This is a genomic window from Mesorhizobium sp. M3A.F.Ca.ET.175.01.1.1, from assembly GCF_004791945.1.
In the GTDB taxonomy this organism is placed as follows: Bacteria; Pseudomonadota; Alphaproteobacteria; order Rhizobiales; family Rhizobiaceae; genus Mesorhizobium.
In genome coordinates this window covers 222,005-241,141 of sequence record NZ_SRTP01000004.1, presented here as the reverse complement: position 1 = coordinate 241,141, position 19,137 = coordinate 222,005, and the positions used below count along the sequence as shown (strand labels likewise).

Below are 19,137 nucleotides of genomic sequence, written 5' to 3'. Positions count from 1 at the left end.
AGGATGAAGAACTGACAGGCATAAGGCGCCTGGATCATGCGGTCCGTGCCTGCTCCTCGGCGGCAAGCTTCTCGGTGCCGTAGGCCTTCAGGAAGACATCGACTCCCGACTTCACCACATGCTCGATCTCGGCCTGGCTCGGCGCCTTGCTGCGATAGGAAAAGATGCACTGGCGGAACAGGCCGGCAAGGCAGAGTTCGGTAAATTGATAGGCGGCAAGATCGACGTCGTCGATCTTGAGCAGGCCGCGTTCGATGGCCGCGTTGAGGAACAGCATGACCTTGTCATGGCCGCGCTTGGGGCCACGCTCGTAGAAGCGCGCGCCGAGCTCGGGAATCCGGTCGGCGGCGCCAACGACGGTGCGCTGCGCCTGGATGACCTTGGCAGAAGTGATCTTGACCGACAAAATCGTGCCGAACTTGACCAGCGTCTTGCGCAGGTCGTCGAAATGGTCGAGCACCTCGTACATGTTCTTGAAGATGGTGCCGCGCTCTTCCTCGATGAGCGCCTCGAACAGCTCTTCCTTGTTGGCGAAATAGACATAGATCGTGCCCTTCGACACGCCGGCCTCGCGCGTGATGTCGTTCATCGACGCGGCCTCGAAACCCTTGTCGATGAAGACACGGCGTGCGCCTTCGATGATCTGGGCGCGCTTTATCGGATCCTGCCCGGCGGCCGGGCGGCCTTTGCGCGTGTCCAGCAGATCGCGATCGGCTGTCGTTTCGACCATTAAAGTCACACCTCACGAAATATTTCGAACCAAGCGGTTCGATTTGCACTTGATATGATCCTCTTTACGCGCTATGTCAATCTCCAATTCGAACCGAACGGTTCAGTATGACTGACTTGCCCAGAGAGATTATCATGTCCTCGAATGCGCCCGCTACAGCCGAAGTCCGCACGTTCCCGAACGCCAAGGTCCAGCCCTCGACCGAAGCGCCGGAAATCCCTATCCAGCCCGCTCCCGTCGCGCCGGCCGAAGCTCCCCCGAAGAAGAAGCGTTCGCTCCGTTCGCTGCTCCTGCCGATCATCGGGCTCGGCCTGCTCGGCGCCGGTTCCTGGTATGGCTACAACTTCTGGACCGACGGCCGGTTCATGATCTCCACCGACGACGCCTATGTCCAGGCCGACATGTCGTTCGTGTCGCCGAAGATTTCCGGCTATGTCGACAAGGTGCTGGTGGGCGAGAACCAGCAGGTCAAGGCCGGCGATCCGCTGTTCATCATCGAGGACGGCGACTACCGGATAGCCGTCGCCCAAGCCGAGGCGCAGATCGCCACGCTGGCAAAGACGCTCGACCGCATCGACGCCCAGACCAAGGCCGCACAGGCCTCGCTGGCGCAGGCAGAAGCGCAAAAGAGCGCCGATCAGGCCGCCGCCGACAACGCCGCGCGCGCGCAGGATCGCGCCGCGCAGCTGCTCAAGACCCATGTCGGCACGCAGGCGCAGCTCGACGACGCGCAGACGGCACTCGACCAGGCCAAGGCGGCACTTGCCGGCGCCGATGCGCAGATCACCGCCGCGCAGGCCAATATCGGCGTGCTGGAGGCGCAGCGCGCCGAATCGGCGAGCACGCTCGCTTCGCTGCAGCTCACCCGCGACAAGGCCCAGCGCGACCTGTCCTTCACGGTGCTGAAGGCGCCTTATGACGGCGTCGTCGGCAACCGCTCGGTCGAGCAGGGCGATCTCGTCAGCCCCGGCCAGAAGCTCGCCGTGGTGGTGCCGATGGACAAGCTCTACATCGTCGGCAACTTCAAGGAGACGCAGCTTGGCCGGCTGGTGCCCGGCGAGAAGGTCCGCATCACGGTCGACGCGATCGACGGCCAGAGCTTCGAGGGCAAGGTCTCGTCGCTGGCGCCGGCCTCCGGTGCCGTCTTCTCGCTGCTGCCGCCGGAAAACGCCACCGGCAACTTCACCAAGGTCGTGCAGCGCGTGCCCGTGCGCATCGACGTGCCGGCCGCCGTGCTCAAGACCGGCAAGCTGCGCGCCGGCCTGAGCGTCGTCGTCGCCGCCGACAGCCGCACCGCGCCCGCCGCGACGACCAACTAGCTGCTTTGGCGGCGGCTCAGCGGCCGATTGAGCGCTGAGCCGCCCAGCCTGCCAACGATCTGTTCGGACGCAATTCCTTTCCTGGAATTGCTGTAGGAGGCCAGGATATGGCAACCGCAACCATAACCGCAGGATCACTACCAGCACGGCCGGCCGCCGCCGCACCCGCAGACCACATGCCGGTTCGCCGCGTCGTCGCCTTCCTGGCGATGGTGTTCGGCATGTTCATGGCGATCCTGGACATCCAGATCGTCTCGGCATCGCTGGCCGAAATCCAGGCCGGCTTGAGCGCCAGCTCCGACGAGATCCCGTGGGTGCAGACGGCCTATCTGATCGCCGAGGTGGTGATGATCCCGCTGTCGGGCTTTCTCAGCCGGATGCTGTCGACGCGCGTGCTGTTCACGATCGCCGCTGCCGGCTTCACGGCGGCCAGCGCGCTCGCCGCGACCGCGACCAACATCGACCAGATGATCGTTTACCGCGCCATCCAGGGGTTCATCGGCGGCGGCATGATCCCGAGCGTCTTCGCGGCAGCGTTCACCATCTTCCCGCCGTCGCGTCGCGCCGTCGTCTCGCCGATGATCGGCCTGGTGGCGACGCTGGCGCCGACCATCGGGCCGACGGTCGGCGGCTATATCAGCCACGCCATGTCCTGGCACTGGCTGTTCCTGGTCAATGTCGTGCCGGGCATACTGGTGACGACGGCGGCCTGGTCGCTGATCGATTTCGACAAGCCGAACCTCAAGCTGTTCAGCAAGTTCGACTGGTGGGGGCTGGCCGGCATGGCCGCCTTGCTCGGCTGCATGGAATATGTGCTGGAGGAGGGGCCGAACAATGACTGGCTGCAGGACCAGGCAGTGTTCATCAGCGCCATCGTCATGACCATCGGCGGGATCGTCTTCTTCTGGCGCGTCTTCACCGCCGAGGAGCCGATCGTCGACCTCAAGGCGTTCAGGAACATCAACTTCGCCTTCGGCTCGATATTCTCCTTCGTCATCGGCATCGGGCTCTACGGACTTACCTACCTCTATCCGGTCTATCTCGGCCGCATCCGCGGTTATGATTCGATGATGATCGGCGAGGCGCTGTTCGTCAGCGGCCTGGCGATGTTCTTCACCGCGCCCATCTCCGGCATCCTGTCGCGCAAGATGGATCTGCGGCTGATGATGATGATCGGCTTCTTCGGCTTCGCCACCGGCACCTGGTGGATGACCCACCTGACAGCAGACTGGGATTTCTACGAGCTGCTGATCCCGCAGATCCTGCGCGGCTGCTCGATGATGCTGTGCATGGTGCCGATCAACAACATCGCGCTCGGCACCTTGCCGCCGGAGCGGCTGAAGAACGCGTCCGGCCTGTTCAACCTGACCCGCAATCTCGGCGGCGCCGTCGGCCTGGCCATCATCAACACGGTGCTGATCGACCGCAACGCGTTCCACTACGCCAGGCTTTCCGAGCATGTGCAGTGGGGAAGCGCCGAGGCTCAGGCCAAGCTGCAGAACATGACGCTGAATTTCCAACAGACCGCCGGGCTCGATGCCCCCAGCGCTGCGATCTCGAAACTGTCAGGCATGGTGCAGCAGCAGGCCTCGCTGCTGTCCTTCATGGATGTGTTCTTCATGCTGACAGTGCTGTTCGCGACGCTCGGGCTTTTCGTGCTGTTCATCAACAAGCCCGCCGAACAAGCCGGCGGCGGCGGAGGCCATTGAGGCGCGCCGGATCCCCCGCCCGGCGCCCTCGTGCATGACCCCGGAGATCGGCAACGATTTCCGGGGTTATGTTTTTGAAAGCTTCAAATTCCTGCAGCTCAGGCGCCGCTCAGGCCGCGGCCGGCTTGAAGCTGAGCGCCACGCCATTGATGCAGTGGCGCAGGCCGGTGGGCGGTGGGCCGTCATCGAAGACATGGCCGAGATGGCCGCCGCAGCGGCGGCAATGGACTTCGGTGCGGGTCATGCCCAGCGAGCGGTCCTCGGTCTTGCCGATCGCGTTGGCGATCTCCTGCCAGAAGCTCGGCCAGCCGGTGCCGGAATCGAATTTCGTCTCCGACGGGTAGACCGGCAGGTCGCAGCCGGCACAGGCGAAGATGCCCTTGCGGTGCTCGTTAAGCAGCGGACTCGTCCCTGGATATTCGGTGCCTTCCCGGCGCAGCACGTCGAAGGCTGCATCGGAAAGGATGGCGTGCCATTCGGCATCAGTCTTGGTGATCTCGAAAGTCTCGGTGGCCAGAGCCGGCTTTGCGCCGCCGATGCGCAGCGTCGCTCCGGTTCCGATGGCGATGGCGGCGGCACCGCTCCAGAGAAAATCGCGACGGTTCATGGCCTTTCCTCCTGACGTCATCTTAGCAACTATGGCGCCGCCGGAAAATCAAAAGCCGGTGACGGCCCGCGCGCCACTCCGCATCGACCCAAGCCCTTGGCGGTGCGGAGCGGCGCTAGACGACAGCACGGATCATGGGAGGACGATCGTGCGGCCGGCGGAGACAATCTATCTTCGACGGCCGCGCGCGCTTTGTTACATCTTCGGCAGAAGAACCTTGTCGATGACGTGGATGACGCCATTCGACTGGCGCACATCGGCGATGGTGACATGGGCGACATTGCCGTTCTCGTCGGTCACCGTGACCTTGCCCTTCTGCGACTTGAGCGTCAGCTCGCAGCCGCCGACGGTCTTGACCTCATGCGCACCGCCATCGGCCTTGGCCATCTTGGCGACGTCGGCGGCCATCGCCTTGGCGGCAATGACATGGCAGGTGAGTATCTTGGTCAGCTTGTCCTTGTTCTCGGGCTTGAGCAGCGTCTCGACCGTACCGGCGGGAAGCGCCGCGAAGGCTTCGTTGGTCGGCGCGAAGACGGTGAACGGACCGGCGCCCTCCAGCGTGTCGACCAACCCGGCGGCCTTGACGGCGGCGACCAGCGTGGTGTGATCCTTCGAATTGACGGCATTCTCGATGATGTTCTTCTTGGCATACATCGGTGCGCCGCCGACCATCGGATTGGCGGCATAGGCAGCCACGCCGAGCGTGGAAAAACCGATGATGGAGGCAAGCAAAAGGGTGGCGAGTTTACGCATGGTGTCAGTCTCCTCGGGTTGTTTTTCCCGTCCTTTGGGAACGCGAGGAGATACGCTGCAAGAAAAACTTAGTTTCACGTGGTGATGAAGATTTTTTCAGCCAGGAAAGCTGAATGGCCATCGCCGGTTGGCGCCTGAAACTGGCGGTTCTGCGCGAGGAGCCCCCGAATAGACTTACTCTAGTCTCGGAAATTCCCCTTGGCAGGATATCGATCAGATGCCCTTGAGGTCGCCTGCGGCGACGACGGGCCCGGTCGGCTGACCGGTCGGCGAACCGCCCGCCGGCTCGAGGCTGACGGCGAGCACGGCGCCTTGCGCGAGCTTCTGCTGAACGATCGGCGAGACGGCCATGCGTGCGGTCTGCCCGGCGGGGATGACGCCCATCGAGACAGGCGCGTTCTTGCCCTCGATCATCCACAACTCGAAATCCTTGCCGGTGCCCCGGTCGCCGGAAACCAGCGACAGGCCGACCTCACGGCGGGCGGCATCGTAGACGGCGAGGTATTTGACTGGGCTGTTGTCGGCGGCGAGCGAGGCGACCAGCCTGGTCCCGGGCTGCGGCGCCGGGGGGCTGAGATAAGGCAGCGCGATATAAAGCGCGAGCGCAGCAATCGCTACTGCGGTCAGGCTGCGCCAGAAGGCGAGGCTCGACCACAGGCCGGCGCGCGGTTCGGCGGAAGCGGCCGGCGAGGCAAACAGCCGCCGGTCGATCGCCGCCTTCACTGCCGGCGGTGGCTCGACCGCGGCATAGGCCGCCGCCATCGGCGCAAAATGGGCCTCCCAGGCCTCGACGAGGCGAGCGAAAGCCGTATCGGTGTCGATGCGGCGCAAAACGATCTGGCGTTCGTCGGCCGGCAGAACGCCGAGAACGTATTCGGCGGCGAGCAGGTCGTCGCCTCCGCGTTCCGGTCCGTTGTCTTCCGCCAGGGTCATCTTTCCAGACATTCTCTCAGTTTGAGCAGGCTTCGCCGCAGCCAAGTCCGCATCGTGTTCAGCGGAACCTTGTGGCGTTCCGCCAGCTCGGCATAGCTTTCGCCGTTCAGATAGGCGCCCCGGACGGCCGCCGCCCGGTCTTTCTCCAGTTCGTCGAGGCAATGGTGGATGCGTTCGGTCTCGCCGCCCGCCACGGCTGCGGCCTCGGGTCCCGGCGTCGGATCGGCGACGTCAAGTGCGTTATCGATGCTGGCGGAAGGACTGCGCCGCGCCCTGATGCGATCGATCGAATGGTTGCGCGCAATGGCCACCAGCCAGGAAATCGGGCTCAGCTCGGAAACGGCGAAACGGTCCGCCTTCGTCCAGATCTTGACGAAGACCTCCTGCAGCGCTTCTTCCGCATCTGCCCTGTCCCTCAATACACGAAGGCAGACGCCGAAGAGTTTCGCGCTGGTCTGCCGGTAGAGCAGATCGAACGCGGCCCGGTCCTTCATCGAAGTCCGGACAATCAGCTTGCTGATATCCTGAGGCCCCATGGCGGGCAAATTAGAAGATTGCGATCTATTTGCAACGGGCGCCCAGGGCTATCCACCAGAGGTTGCCGAACTTTCGATGCCTCCGTGGCGCTCGCCGGGGAATTCGAAGCACCTGTCAAACCGCAACGGTGGATGGCGTTCTTCGGCTCGTTGCGCGCAGGACGATCAACCCTGCAGCCGCGATCAACGCCATGCCAAGTACGGTCCAGAGATCCGGGATCTCGCCGAAGAAGACAAAGCCCCATAATGCGGCGAACGGCAGGTAGGCATAGTCGAATGTCGCGATGACCTGCGGCCGCGGCGACTGGTAGGCCTTCGCCAACCCGACACTGATCCCGACCATGAGCCCGGCAAGAATGAAGATCACTTGCCAGTTGTGGCCGTCCATTGTGGCCCAGCTTGCGGACAGGAATGGATAATGCATCGCGGAGCCAATGCCCGCATATGCGATCGACAAGCTCGCGACGCTTCCAAAGGCAAGCAGCACCAGGTTCAGCCAAAGGGTCAGCGTCAGCGCCGGAACGTGGCTGCATTTTGCGCGCGTGAGCACCGCGGCAAGCGCGTAGAGAAAAGCCGCGACTATCGGGACAAGAGCCAGAGGGGTGAACCCGGATGCCGCCGGCCGAACGATGAGAAGCACGCCGGCAAAGCCTGTCGAAATGGCAAGCCAATGCCGCGCCGAAATCGGCTCATGCAGAAAGACCGCCGACAACCCAACGATGAAAAGCGGTCCGGTATAAAGCGATGCCGCCAGCACCGGCAGGCTCAAGAAGGGGATCACCCCGTATATGGCCAGATACATCAGCGTGAGGGCGAGGCTGCGCAGCAGGATCCATCTCAGCCCCGACGGCCAGGAGCGGCGTCCGGCCAGCAAAGCCAGGACTGGAACAACGAAGAGCGACCTCAGCACGTAGATTTGCCATAGCGTCATGTCGGCGCTGACGAACTTGATGAATGCGTCGGCAAGCGCCATGGCGAAGACGGTGACCAGGATGGTGATGACACCTGACCCGATCCTTAGAGAGGGACTTTTCGATCCTGGCATCCGGGCCTCCAATGCAATGGACCCTGTTTTCGCAGGATGGCATAATGGCGGGTAGGCGCCTCAATTGAACTTCACTAATCGAGAAAATCGAACAATGGACCGCTCTGACCTGCCCGCCCTTCAGGCCTTCGTGGTCATTGCCAGGCAAGGCTCGTTGCGTGCGGCGGCACGGGTTCTAGGCGTAAATCCGCCAGCGATCTCGCATCAGTTGAAGACCTTCGAGGAGCGCCTTGGAACGGCGCTTTTCCTGAGAAGCACGAGGTCGGTCACCCTGACCGACGCGGGGAGAGCCCTGTATGAAAGCAGCAGCCATTTGCTGGCAGCCCTCGATGAGGCTCTGGGCTCGGTCCGCAACGCTGCGAGAGCGCGGTCGGGCCGGCTGCGGATAACGCTGCCCTTTCGAGCCTGGCAGGTGATCCTGGCGCCGAGGATCGCCGCGTTCCAGCAGGCTTATCCCGAGATCGTGCTCGACTTGACGATCGACGAGGCCTTGACGGACGTCGTCGCTCGCGGCTTTCATGCCGGCATCCGTCTTGGCGATTACCTGCAGGACGAGATGATTGCCGTTCGCCTGTCGCCTTTCGAAGAGGCGGCATACGTTGCTGCGCCGGACTACCTGAAGCGCTACGGCGTTCCATCTCGCCCGCAGGACCTACTCGATCACGTCTGCATCCGCCATCGGCAGGTCACGTCGGGCCGCCTGTCGGAATGGCGGTTCAACGGTCCCGAAGGTGATCTATCGGTCGAGGTGGATGGCCCGCTCATCATGGACGACATGCGAGCCGTGGTCGACGCCGCGCGCTTGGGCCTGGGCATCGGCTGGTCGCTGAGGCGCGGGGTCCAGCAGGATCTGGACAATGGAGCGCTCCTCCAGGTTCTGTCTCGTTTCACACCATCGCGGCCGGGATTCTTTGTCTATTTCCCCAAGTCGCTCCAGCATCTCGGGCCGCTTCGCGCCTTCATCGAACATTTCCGCTGCGCCTGAGCGAGCGATTTCTACCTAGCCTTGCCGGCGATCGTTTCCTACGGTGATGATTGCAAAGTGGTTTGGCCTTCCGGGGCGGGAAAACAGCGATGTCGATCGAGCGCGTGCTTTGGGAACAGGATGCGACCGGGCTCGCGGAGCTCGTGCACAAGGGGGAAATCTCGCCGCCGGAGCTGGTCGATGCGGCGATTGCGCGGGCCGAGGCGACACGGCCCGACATCAACGCCATCGCCGAGCCGCTCTACGACGCCGCGCGGACGCGCGCACGAACAGTCGACCGCAAGCTGCCGCTCGCCGGCGTGCCCTTCGCGCTGAAGGATCTCGGCATCGGCATCAAGGGCGTGCCGGTCCATGGCGGCAGCCGCGTCCCGGCTTTCACGGCGGATTTCAACTCCGTGATGGTGGAGCGCTATCTGACTGCCGGCCTGATCCCGATCGTCACCAGCACGTCGCCGGAGCATGGGCTGCGGCTGATGACGGAGTCCGCCCGTTTCGGCGTCACCCGCAACCCCTGGAACACCGGACACACCACCGGCGGCTCATCCGGCGGCTCCGCGGCGCTGGTGGCGGCGGGCGTGGTGCCGGCCGCGCACGCCTCGGACGGCGGCGGCTCGATCCGGGTGCCTTCCGCCTGCAGCGGCCTCGTCGGGCTCAAGACCTCGCGCGGCCGGGTGCCGTTGACGCCGCTGGTCAGCGAGAGCTGGTACGGCATGGTCGTCGACCACGCCGTCAGCCGCTCGGTCCGCGACACGGCACTCTTGCTCGACCTGACGCATGGCGCCGATCCGCTCTCGCCCTATGCGGCGCCGGCGCCGAAAGGCTCCTTCGCCGCGGCGGCGGCGCGCGACCCGGGCAAGCTCAGCCTCGCCGTCTACAGGAAATCACCGGTCGGCCTGCCGGTATCGGCCGAGACGTTGCAAGCGCTGGATCGGGCGGTCGCGCTGGCACGCGAGGGCGGCCACACGGTCGAGGAGATCGACCTGCCCTATATCGACCGCGACTTCATGGCCGACTTCTGCAAGTCGGTCGTCTCGGCGGTGGCCGGCACCATGCGCGCCGAGACCCTGCGCGTCGGCCGCAGTGTGATCGGCGACCTCGAGCGCGCCACGCGCGTGCTCGCCCGCTTCGGCGAGATCATCCCGGCCGGTGAGATCTACCAGGTGCTGCAGCGGCTCAGCGCCGCGTCGCGCCGCCTGATCACCGAAACCGCGCGCTACGACGCGGTGCTGATGCCGATCATTGCCCACCCGCCGCTTGCCTGCGGCTCGATGGACCCGAAAGGCGCCGACGAACTGATCGAGAACCTGCTCGACAAGCTGCATTTGACCCGGCTCCTCAACATCAAGTCGCTGTTCGGGCAATTGATGGACAAGAGCCTTGGTTCACCCACTGGCCGGCGATCCAGAATGTCAGCGGCCAGCCGTCGATCGCGCTGCCGGTGCATGTCACGGCCGCCGGGCTGCCGCTCGGCATCCAGGCGGCCGGACGTCCGGGCGACGAGGAGACGCTGCTGTCGCTTGCCGCGCAAATGGAGAAGCTGTCGGGCTGGCTCGGGCGGCGCGCGCCATTGAAGACGCCTGGTTAGAACTGCAAGCACGATTTCGTCATTGTGACCGCAAAGCCGTTTGCGGCCTGCGGCAATTCCCGTTAAGACGCGCGCCATCCCAAAGCGCATCGCGACCTACAGATTCGCGCGACGCGCTTTAGATCTTTGTTTTGATGCATGTCGTTCTCCCAAAACCGCTGCGCACTTTTGGGCGACATGCACTAGCCACTTTGGGAGCCGTATCGATGACGGACATCGCCGCCACCGCCGAAATGCAGGCCGCGCTGCTTTCCAGAGCGCTGCCCTACATGCAGCGCTACGAGAACAAGACCGTGGTGGTGAAATATGGCGGCCACGCCATGGGCGACAACGAGCTCGGCAAGGCCTTTGCCCGCGACATCGCGCTTCTGAAACAATCCGGCGTCAATCCGATCGTCGTGCATGGCGGCGGGCCGCAGATCGGCGCCATGCTCAGCAAGATGGGCATCGAATCCAAGTTCGAGGGCGGGTTGCGCGTCACCGACCAGAAGACGGTCGAGATCGTCGAAATGGTGCTGGCCGGCTCGATCAACAAGGAGATCGTGGCGCTGATCAACGCCGAGGGCGAATGGGCGATCGGCTTGTGCGGCAAGGACGGCAACATGGTGTTCGCCGAAAAGGCGCGCAAGACGATGATCGATCCGGACTCCAACATCGAGCGGGTGCTCGATCTCGGCTTCGTCGGCGAGCCGGTCGAGGTCGACCGCACGCTGCTCGACCTTCTGGCGCGCTCGGAGATGATCCCGGTGCTGGCGCCGGTGGCGCCGGGCCGCGACGGCCACACCTACAACATCAACGCCGACACGTTTGCGGGCGCGATTGCCGGGGCCTGCCGCGCTTCGCGCCTGCTGTTCCTCACCGACGTGCCCGGCGTGCTCGACAAGAACAAGAAGCTGATCGACGAGCTGACGGTCGCCGAGGCCAGGGCGCTGATCAAGGACGGCACGGTGTCGGGCGGCATGATCCCGAAGGTCGAGACCTGCATCGAGGCGATCGAACGCGGCGTCGAAGGCGTCGTCATCCTCAACGGCAAGACGCCGCATTCGGTGCTGCTCGAACTGTTCACCGAGCACGGCGCCGGCACGCTGATCGTGCCGTAGCAAATCTTCAGCCGACTAATCTTCTTTCACCCGACACATGCCCAGCTTCGATGACGGGCGCGGCCGGCTTTCGCGCCGGGTGCCGAAAGATCATCGATTCCTCCTCGACATCCTGCGGCGCGCCCCAGAATTCGGCTAGCGTCGGGCCGTCCTTCACGCGACGATCGCGGGCGAGAAAGCCCCAGACCTCGCGGAGCCAGACCCGGCGCCCCATCTTGGTGTACCAGCGCATCGAATGCCGCTGCTCGGGATCGGGGTGGAAAAGGATGCGCGCCAGCGCCTTCGGCCGTGACTGCACGGCGAGCTCGATCAGCTTGACGGTGAAGAACAGCATCCACGGTTTCAGCCGCGTCATCGCCAGCACCTGGTGCTTGTAGTCCCAGAGGCGCGCGTCCCTTTGGATCACCTTGCGATCCTTGGCGATGCGGAAGAACGGAGTCCAGCGATGCGGCGTGACATAAAGGGCCTGGATCTGGTCCGGGTCATAGGCGATGAGCTGGCGGAAGCCGCGCCAGAGATCGCGAAAACCTTCGTCCTCGAAGCCGGCCACCCAGGTCGCCATCGACAGGATGCCGTGCCGGCGCAGCAGCCGGATCGCCTCACGATCGGATCTGGTGCTGCCGCCCTTGCGGATCAGTGACAGCGTCTCCTCATCGGTGTTCTCCATGCCGAGCAGCCAGCGGATGACGCCGGCCTTGCGATAGAGATGCAGGATGTCGGCGTCGCGCACGATGTCGTCGGCGCGGGTCGAGCCGACGATCAGCACCGGCACGTTTTCAGCGATCATGGCATCGAGGAAGGCGCGCCAGGCCTTCTTCGAGGATGTCGGGTTCTCGTCGGCGAGGTTGACCAGTTCGACGCCATGCTGCCGGTGCAGCCAGGCGATCTCCTTGGCGAACTTGACAGGGTCGCGGTGCCGCCAGCGGGTCCAGAAGCCACGCTGGCCGCAATAGTTGCAAAGATGCGGGCAGCCGCGCGAGAACTGCATGACCACGGCCCGCTTGCCGCCCCAATAGCTGTAGCGGCCATGATCGATCAGTTCCCAGCCGATGCGGTAGGCATCGAGGCCGGCGATCGTCGTCGCCGGCGGCGTGGCGAAGGGGCGGCCGAGATCGTCGCGATAGGCGATGCCGGCAACGCCCGAGAACGGCCGGTGCTTTTCCAGCGCCTCGAGCAGCGCGACGATGGTCGCCTCGCCCTCGCCGCGCACGATGAAGTCGAAGGCATGTGTCTGGCTCAATATGTCGCGCCAGTGATAGGTCGGGAACACGCCGCCATAGATGATGATCGCTCCCGGCGCGCGGAGCTTGATCATCTCAGCGATCCGCAAGGCGGTCGGATGCGCCGAGGTCGAGCCGGAATGGCCGATGAGGACGACGTCGGCATCGTCGCGCAACGCCTCATCGACGAGCATCCCAAGCGGCATCGGGCCGAACTCGGCATCGACCAGGCGCACCCGATGGGCGGCGTCGAGCAGCGGGCCGCCGATCGCCAGGAGCCCGAGCGGCGGCAGGTGATCATCGGGCACCCGGCTGCCGATGGCGGTGTGCGGCGGATTGACCAGCACGATGTTCATGGCGGACCTCCATTGCGGTTGGTCCGCCGGTCCTAGCGGTCGATGGCGAAGCCGGCTTGGCGCGGTTCAGCAGTTTCCGAGCAGCTTTTGCAGAGAATTGGCGAGGTTGGCCTCTCGAGCGGTTCAGCTTCTTGCCCGCTCCAAAGTTTGTTTTCGTGCAAGTCCGGACGGAAAACGCTGTTTACCTTTGCTGGAAGGCCGCTAGCGCCGCAGATGCGCGAGCGGCACGTGGCCGGGCCCCTTGATGTTCTGCAGCACCAGCTGTGTGTGGACATCGCGCACGCCGGGAAAACGCATCAGCCGGTGCATGACGAAGGCGTTGAGGTCGTCCACCGACGGCACCATCACATGCAGCAGGAAGTCGTAGTCGCCGGTCATCGTCCAGCAGGACGAGACCTCATCCATGCGCTGCACGGCGGCGATGAAGCTTTCCGGCGAGCCGTCGCTGTGGCTGACCAGGCGGACCTGGACGAAAACCTCGACCATCAGGCCGAGCGAGCGGCGGCTGAGAATAGCGGCGAAGCCCTTGATGATGCCGGCGCCTTGCAGGGCCTCGAAGCGGCGCGCGCACGGGGTCGTCGACAGGCCGATTTCCTGCGCCAGTTCGGACACCGGTTTTCGGCCGTCGCGCTGCAGGATGTCGAGCATCTTTATCTCGAACTCGTCAAGCTGAGGCATTTCTGCTCCCATTTCCGCAAATCGGAGCGAACTTTACCTCAAAAGCCGCCGTTATACCATCAACTAAGCTGATTTGCCTCGCGGGCCGCCGCTACTGTCATCCCCAATCCACCGATCACGATGTTGAGGAGGAACTGCCATGACGATCAGCGTTGCCGACTACGCCCGGGACTGCGCTGCACAGGGCCTTCGCGGCGACTATTCGGTCTGCCGCGCCGATTTCACCGTGGCGCAGGGCTATGATTATTCGGCCGAGGAGCAGGCGGTCTGGCGCACGCTCTGCGACCGGCAGACGAAACTGACGCGGAGACTGGCGCACCGCTCCTATCTTGACGGCGTGGACGCGCTCGGGCTGCTCGACAAGATTCCCGATTTCGAGGAGATCAGCGATAAGCTGCGCAAGCTGACCGGCTGGGAGATCGTCGCGGTGCCGGGCCTCATTCCCGCCGGGCCCTTTTTTGATCACCTCGCCAGCCGCCGCTTCCCGGTGACCAACTGGCTGCGGACACAGAAGGAGCTCGACTACATCGTCGAGCCGGACATGTTCCACGATTTCTTCGGCCATGTGCCGATCCTGACGCAGCCGGTCTTCGCCGATTTCATGCAGATGTATGGGCAGAAGGCCGAGGACGTGATCGCGCTCGGCGGTGACGAGATGATCACGCGGCTCTACTGGTACAGCGCCGAATACGGCCTCATCCAGGAACCGGGCCAGCCGGTGAAGGCCTTTGGCGCCGGGCTGATGTCCTCGTTCACGGAGTTGCAGTTCGCCGTCGAGAGCAAGGACGCGCATCACGTGCCGTTCGACCTGGAGACGGTGATGCGCACGGGCTACGAGATCGACAAGTTCCAGCGCGCCTATTTCGTGCTGCCGTCCTTCGACGTTCTGCGCGATGCCTTCGCCAGCGGCGATCTCTCCGGCATCGTCACGCGATTCAAGGATCAGGCGGCGCTCGACCCGGCGACGGTTTGAGGTTGGCTTCGCCCGGCCGACCTTCGGAGCGGTTCAGCTGCCATTGAGCGGCTGAACCGCTGTGGGCTCATGCCCCACGGATTTCTCCAAAAGCGGCCAAGGCGGCGCCGGCTGCCATTCCTGGCACCGGCGCTGCCTGCCTTGTTTCCGCGGACGGAAGTCGCTGCAGGCTGTGCCGATTGCTTCACACGGTGATCAGCTTGCTGAGATGATCGCCGAGGCGGCAGGCCAGCGCGGTGATGGTCGTCGTGGGATTGCACTCGCCGGAGGTGCAGAAAACCGAGGAGCCGCCGACATAGAGATTGTCCATGCCGTGCACCTTGCAATTGGCATCGACGACACTCTTGGCGACATCGGTCCCCATGCGGGTACCGCCCATGTGGTGGTGACCGGCCGTTTCCTCGTCGGTCGGGTAGTCGCCGCCATTGCCGATCCAGTCGGCGATGCGGACGCGGCCGAGATTCTTCTGCGCCATGGTGGCGCCGAAGAGTCTCAGCCCTTCGAGCAAGGTCCGCCGCTCGAGCGGCGACTTCTGCCAATGGAGCTCGATGCGGGGCACGCCGGCGTGGTCGACTTCGGTCCTTGAAAGTTCGATCCGGTTCGAGGCCAGCGGGGCCTGCTCCCAGGCGACATAGAGCTGGGCGGCGCAACGCAGGTTCTGGCTTAGCTTGTAGGCCGCCCATTCCGCCATGTCCGGCGCCGTGCAGGCAAGGTCCGCGATCAGCCGCTTGATGTTGGGATAGGGCGTCTCGATCAGGCGGATGCCGAAGTTCAGGATCTGCAGCCGCTCCATCGCGGGCAGGGTCGGCGAGAAGAACGCCTCGTTCGAGGCATCGACTTCGAACTCGTCGTAATTGGCCAGAATGGCATTGCCGCCCTCGAAGGTCGGGTGCTCCATCCAGTAGCGGCCAAGTGCCGTGGCATGCGGCACCACCGCTCCATTCGAGCGCTGGTTGGACCACAGCAGCAGCCTGGAATTCTCCAGCCCGCCGGTGCAGGTGATGAAATAGTCCGCCGTAAAGGTCCCGGCATCCTGTCCGTTCGACCATAGCCTGGCGCCGGTGACGCGCTTGCCGTCGCCGGCAAGCTCGGTGGCATAGGTGTTGAGCACGACGGCGATGTTGCTGCTCTGGTCGAGTTCGCCAGCGAACTTCTCGGCGAAACGCACGGCCGGGCTCTTGATCAGCTGCACCCAGCGGATGTCGTCCGAAATTGGCACATCCGGCCGGAATTCGGGAAGTTCCAGTATATCGTGGACTTCGGACAGATAAGGCTCGATGTCGGCGCGGCTGATCGGCCAGCCCGTGTCCGGCGCCCAAGCCTTGGGCTCGAAATCCTGGCGGTCGAGCACGCGGCACCAGCCGGCCCAGTGGTTGGACGAGCCGCCCATGAAGCGCAGCCGCGTGATGTCGAGGTCGAAATAGTAGTCGCCGACCGTGTTGCCGCGGTAGAAGTCCTGCGATTCCTCGCTGAACTCGCGCGATCCGGCCTCCAGCACAACCACCGGAATGCCGGCGGCACCGAGCTTTCTGGCGATGGTGGTGCCGGCCGGGCCGGAACCGAGGATGCAGACCCTTGGCTTGAAGCTCGCCTGCTTGAACGCCTCATAGCTGTCGAAGATCATGCAAGATCGCTCCGCTTCAGGATCCAGCCATTGACCTCTATGATGTCGTCGGGGACGATCTCATCCGGGCGATGACCGGCTGGTTGCGGAACAGCGACAGCGCGGGCAGCGCGATCAGTGCCTGGACGATGCCGCGGCGCGATATTTTCTTGATGAAGACAGTCATGACAGATCTTTCGATAAGGCCTCTATCCACGCATGTCGTTCCCTGAACGGCACACGTTCCGCCCCAGAAGCCAGTTCCGTGCCAAACCGCGTGCAAACCGGGTCACACGCAGAAGTTTAGCGCGGTCGAATATAGAAATGGTTAGGACGGCCGAGCGAGTCGGCGCTCAGGCGGCCTCCGAGATGTCGCGGTCGAGGATCGAGAGATTGCGGCCGCGATGCTTGGCCTCGTAGAGCCGGCGGTCGGCTGCGCGCATCAGCTCGGAGACGGTAGCGCCCTCGCCGCAGGTGACGCCACCGATGGAGACGGTGAGGGGCACGGTCCGCTCGTCGATCGGACGGAATCGGACCAGCTCGACCTCGCGGCGGATGCGCTCGGCGACGCGCCTGGCCTCCTGTTCGGAGGCGCCGGCCAGGAAGGCGGCGAATTCCTCGCCGCCGATTCGGCCGAGCACATCGCCGCTGCGCACGCCGCGCTGAATGGCCGCCGCGATCAGAAGCAGCGCCTCGTCTCCGGTCAGATGGCCGAAATTGTCGTTGATGGTCTTGAAGTGGTCGGCATCGATGATGAGCAGCGCGCCGCGGTCGGACTTGCGCCGCGAGCCGTCGAGCGCCGCAAAGAAGGTCTCGCGATTGAGCATGCCGGTCATGTCGTCGCGGCTGGCCTTTTCCGACAGGCGGCGATGCGCGGCGGCGAGCTGCGCGTGGGCGCGAGCGAGTTCACGATGCGCATTTTGCAACCGGTCGCTCTGCCAAAAGGCGCCGAAGCTGGCGATCCAGGCCAGCACCAGGGGACAAACCGTCGAGGTTAGCCAGATGGTGCGGCCGATCGTAAAGCCCATTCCCGGAACCACGATCAATGTCAACAAAAGCGATGCTGCAACCGAGGCGAACGCCACGGCTGCGGACTTCAAAACTATGCGACTCATTCGCCGACTCCCACCGGACTGCTTGTGTGCCAGCAAGCGCTGAAGGCGACCTTTCGGAGACGGTTAAAATTTGAAGGGAGACGCGTTTTCGCGGTGGCAGACGCGCAGAAGTTGTGGATAAAGCCGGCGTCGGCATGCCATAAGGACGGCATGACGACCCTGCCCGATCCCGCCCGTTTCGCCCATGTCACCGACTGGGTGTTTGACCTCGACAACACGCTCTATCCGCATCATTCGAACCTGTTCGCGCAGATCGATGTAAAGATGACCGCCTATATCGGCGAGTTGCTGACGCTGCCGCGCGAAGAAGCGCGCAAGCTGCAGAAGGAGCTCTATCAGGAATATGGCACGACGCTGAACGGCCTGATGACGCGCCACGGCATCGATCCAGACGACTTTCTCGAGAAAGTGCACGACATCGACTATTCCTGGCTGGTGCCGGATCCCGTGCTCGGGGCCGCGATCCGCCAGCTTCCCGGCCGCAAGTTCATCTTTACCAACGGCGACCGTAGGCACGCCGAGCGAACGGCGCGGCAGCTCGGCATACTCGAGCATTTCGACGACATCTTCGACATCGTCGCGGCGAGGCTCAATCCGAAGCCGGCGCGGCAGACCTATGAGCGGTTTGCCGAGCTGCATGCCGTGACCGGTCACAATGCGGTGATGTTCGAGGATCTGGCCCGCAATCTCTCGGTGCCGAAATCGCTCGGCATGACGACAGTGCTGGTCGTGCCGCGCAACTTCGAGCCGACATTCTCCGAAATCTGGGAGCGCGACCCGGAAAACGAGGACGACGTCGATTTCGTCACCGACGACCTCGCCAGCTTCCTCACCGCGATCGTCGAAGTCACGGCTTGAGGCAACGTCAGGTTACCGGGACGCCCTCAGCATCCGCCTAGGCGAGCGGCCGACCCCGTCAGAGCTCGTAGAAGCGGCGCACGATCTCCCAGGCCTCGTCGGCGGTGTCGACGAAGTCGATGATGTCCTGATCGCCGGGCGAGATGGTGCCCTGCTCGGCGAGGAAATCGAGGTCGATGGCCCTTCCCCAGAAGGCCTTGCCGAACAGGATCACCGGCACGCGCTCCATGCGGCCGGTCTGAATCAGCGTCAGCGTCTCGAAAAATTCGTCCATCGTGCCGAAGCCGCCGGGAAACACCGCGACGGCCTTGGCGCGCATGACGAAATGCATCTTGCGGATGGCGAAATAGTGGAAGTTGAAGCAGAGCTCGGGCGTGACATAGGCGTTCGGCGCCTGCTCGTGCGGCAGCACGATGTTGAGGCCTATCGACGGCGCGCCGACATCGTCGGCGCCGCGGTTGCCCGCCTCCATGACGCCGGGCCCGCCACCGGTGACGACGACGAACTCGCGGTAGTAGGACGCCGCCGACTGCTGCGAGCAGAGGCGGGCGAATTTGCGCGCCTCCTCATAGTATTTGCTGTTGAACTCGAGGTTCTTCTTCTGCGTCTCGTTCTTGGCCGCCCAGGCGGCGCCGCCCGGCTCTGGCAGACGCGCGCCGCCGAACAGGATCACCGTCGAGCGGATGCCCCGTTCGGCCAGGATCATCTCCGGCTTCAGCAGCTCGAGCTGCAGGCGCACGGGGCGCAGTTCGCGCCGCGTCATGAAATCGGGATCGTTCCAGGCCAGCCGATAGGTGTCGGCGCGCGTCTGGGGGGTGTCCGGCACGCTTTTTGCCCGCTCCAGATCCTCGTCTGAATGCGGCAACGGCGTCCAGCCCGCCTTTTCCATGGGAGTCATTCGATCCACCCGTCCTAATCCTTTGCTTGCGCCGTCCCGTGACGCAACCGCGATTGACCCCCATCGCACCTTCACATAGGGTCCGCGCGACTTTCGGAACAGGTTAAGGGGCAGCCCCTTAACAGCTTGGTAAT

At 64.0% G+C, this 19,137-nt stretch carries 19 protein-coding genes and 1 pseudogene; 8 read left to right on the top strand and 12 right to left on the bottom strand.

Going from position 1 to position 19,137, the window contains the following annotated elements:
• Positions 1–34: 34 nt before the first annotated feature.
• Entirely contained in the window at positions 35–730 is a 696-nt protein-coding gene (locus EN818_RS12650) for a TetR/AcrR family transcriptional regulator (RefSeq protein WP_129553562.1), read from the bottom strand.
• A gap of 134 nt (positions 731–864) precedes the next feature.
• Between EN818_RS12650 and EN818_RS12645 the strand changes: the two genes are divergently transcribed.
• Together EN818_RS12645 and EN818_RS12640 are read left to right on the top strand one after the other, a co-directional pair.
• Complete coding sequence (locus EN818_RS12645) at positions 865–2,049, top strand: HlyD family secretion protein (protein ID WP_095805184.1); 1,185 nt, start codon at positions 865–867, stop codon at positions 2,047–2,049.
• A 107-nt stretch (positions 2,050–2,156) separates the two neighbouring features.
• Positions 2,157–3,758, top strand: coding sequence for a DHA2 family efflux MFS transporter permease subunit (locus tag EN818_RS12640; protein WP_095805185.1), 1,602 nt, complete (start codon positions 2,157–2,159; stop codon positions 3,756–3,758).
• A gap of 109 nt (positions 3,759–3,867) precedes the next feature.
• On the opposite strand, the gene msrB is transcribed toward EN818_RS12640, so the two are convergent.
• From msrB to EN818_RS12615, 5 genes are all read right to left on the bottom strand, one after another.
• Positions 3,868–4,365: a peptide-methionine (R)-S-oxide reductase MsrB gene (msrB, locus tag EN818_RS12635; protein ID WP_095805442.1), complete on the bottom strand. Its 498-nt coding sequence runs from the start codon at positions 4,363–4,365 to the stop codon at positions 3,868–3,870.
• 195 nt (positions 4,366–4,560) lie between these two features.
• Positions 4,561–5,118: a fasciclin domain-containing protein gene (locus EN818_RS12630; protein ID WP_095805186.1), complete on the bottom strand. Its 558-nt coding sequence runs from the start codon at positions 5,116–5,118 to the stop codon at positions 4,561–4,563.
• Positions 5,119–5,331: 213 nt separating this feature from the next.
• Positions 5,332–6,051 carry an anti-sigma factor gene (locus tag EN818_RS12625; protein ID WP_095805187.1) on the bottom strand — a complete coding sequence of 240 codons (720 nt, stop codon included), beginning with the start codon at positions 6,049–6,051 and terminating at the stop codon, positions 5,332–5,334.
• Positions 6,048–6,587 (bottom strand): sigma-70 family RNA polymerase sigma factor, encoded by a 540-nt coding sequence (locus tag EN818_RS12620; protein ID WP_095805188.1) that lies wholly within the window; start codon positions 6,585–6,587, stop codon positions 6,048–6,050. The genes EN818_RS12625 and EN818_RS12620 overlap by 4 nt, the downstream gene beginning before the upstream one ends.
• Before the next feature lie 115 nt (positions 6,588–6,702).
• On the bottom strand, positions 6,703–7,632 hold the full coding sequence (locus EN818_RS12615; protein ID WP_095805189.1) for a DMT family transporter: 930 nt from the start codon (positions 7,630–7,632) through the stop codon (positions 6,703–6,705).
• A gap of 94 nt (positions 7,633–7,726) precedes the next feature.
• Between EN818_RS12615 and EN818_RS12610 the strand changes: the two genes are divergently transcribed.
• The 4 genes and pseudogenes from EN818_RS12610 to argB all read left to right on the top strand — a co-directional run bounded on the left by EN818_RS12610 (position 7,727) and on the right by argB (position 11,302).
• On the top strand, positions 7,727–8,617 hold the full coding sequence (locus EN818_RS12610) for a LysR family transcriptional regulator (RefSeq protein ID WP_095805190.1): 891 nt from the start codon (positions 7,727–7,729) through the stop codon (positions 8,615–8,617).
• Between the two features lie 89 nt (positions 8,618–8,706).
• A pseudogene (locus EN818_RS12605) lies at positions 8,707–9,873 on the top strand (amidase); the annotation flags it as partial.
• Positions 9,874–10,055: 182 nt separating this feature from the next.
• A complete protein-coding gene (locus EN818_RS33615) occupies positions 10,056–10,202 on the top strand; it encodes a hypothetical protein (protein WP_245518821.1) in 147 nt (48 codons plus the stop codon).
• A gap of 206 nt (positions 10,203–10,408) precedes the next feature.
• The gene (argB, locus tag EN818_RS12600; protein WP_095805191.1) at positions 10,409–11,302 is read left to right on the top strand and encodes an acetylglutamate kinase; all 894 of its coding nucleotides are present in this window, start codon (positions 10,409–10,411) and stop codon (positions 11,300–11,302) included.
• Between the two features lie 7 nt (positions 11,303–11,309).
• Here argB and bchE read toward each other — a convergent pair whose 3' ends face one another.
• Positions 11,310–12,878, bottom strand: coding sequence for a magnesium-protoporphyrin IX monomethyl ester anaerobic oxidative cyclase (gene bchE / locus EN818_RS12595; protein WP_095805192.1), 1,569 nt, complete (start codon positions 12,876–12,878; stop codon positions 11,310–11,312).
• A gap of 201 nt (positions 12,879–13,079) precedes the next feature.
• The gene (locus EN818_RS12590) at positions 13,080–13,556 is read right to left on the bottom strand and encodes an Lrp/AsnC family transcriptional regulator (RefSeq protein WP_095805193.1); all 477 of its coding nucleotides are present in this window, start codon (positions 13,554–13,556) and stop codon (positions 13,080–13,082) included.
• Between the two features lie 139 nt (positions 13,557–13,695).
• On the opposite strand from EN818_RS12590, the gene phhA reads away from it, so the two are divergent.
• Positions 13,696–14,529 (top strand): phenylalanine 4-monooxygenase, encoded by an 834-nt coding sequence (gene phhA, locus EN818_RS12585; protein ID WP_095805194.1) that lies wholly within the window; start codon positions 13,696–13,698, stop codon positions 14,527–14,529.
• 184 nt (positions 14,530–14,713) lie between these two features.
• Here the strand turns inward: phhA and EN818_RS12580 are convergent, their stop codons facing one another.
• The 3 genes from EN818_RS12580 to EN818_RS12575 all read right to left on the bottom strand — a co-directional run bounded on the left by EN818_RS12580 (position 14,714) and on the right by EN818_RS12575 (position 17,247).
• Positions 14,714–16,153, bottom strand: coding sequence for a GMC family oxidoreductase (locus tag EN818_RS12580; RefSeq protein WP_095805195.1), 1,440 nt, complete (start codon positions 16,151–16,153; stop codon positions 14,714–14,716).
• A 37-nt stretch (positions 16,154–16,190) separates the two neighbouring features.
• A complete protein-coding gene (locus EN818_RS34300; RefSeq protein ID WP_280952436.1) occupies positions 16,191–16,319 on the bottom strand; it encodes a hypothetical protein in 129 nt (42 codons plus the stop codon).
• Between the two features lie 166 nt (positions 16,320–16,485).
• Positions 16,486–17,247 carry a GGDEF domain-containing protein gene (locus EN818_RS12575; protein WP_095805196.1) on the bottom strand — a complete coding sequence of 254 codons (762 nt, stop codon included), beginning with the start codon at positions 17,245–17,247 and terminating at the stop codon, positions 16,486–16,488.
• Positions 17,248–17,397: 150 nt separating this feature from the next.
• On the opposite strand from EN818_RS12575, the gene EN818_RS12570 reads away from it, so the two are divergent.
• The gene (locus EN818_RS12570) at positions 17,398–18,105 is read left to right on the top strand and encodes a pyrimidine 5'-nucleotidase (RefSeq protein ID WP_095805443.1); all 708 of its coding nucleotides are present in this window, start codon (positions 17,398–17,400) and stop codon (positions 18,103–18,105) included.
• A gap of 58 nt (positions 18,106–18,163) precedes the next feature.
• Here the strand turns inward: EN818_RS12570 and EN818_RS12565 are convergent, their stop codons facing one another.
• A complete protein-coding gene (locus tag EN818_RS12565; protein WP_095805197.1) occupies positions 18,164–19,003 on the bottom strand; it encodes an LOG family protein in 840 nt (279 codons plus the stop codon).
• Positions 19,004–19,137 lie beyond the last annotated feature (134 nt).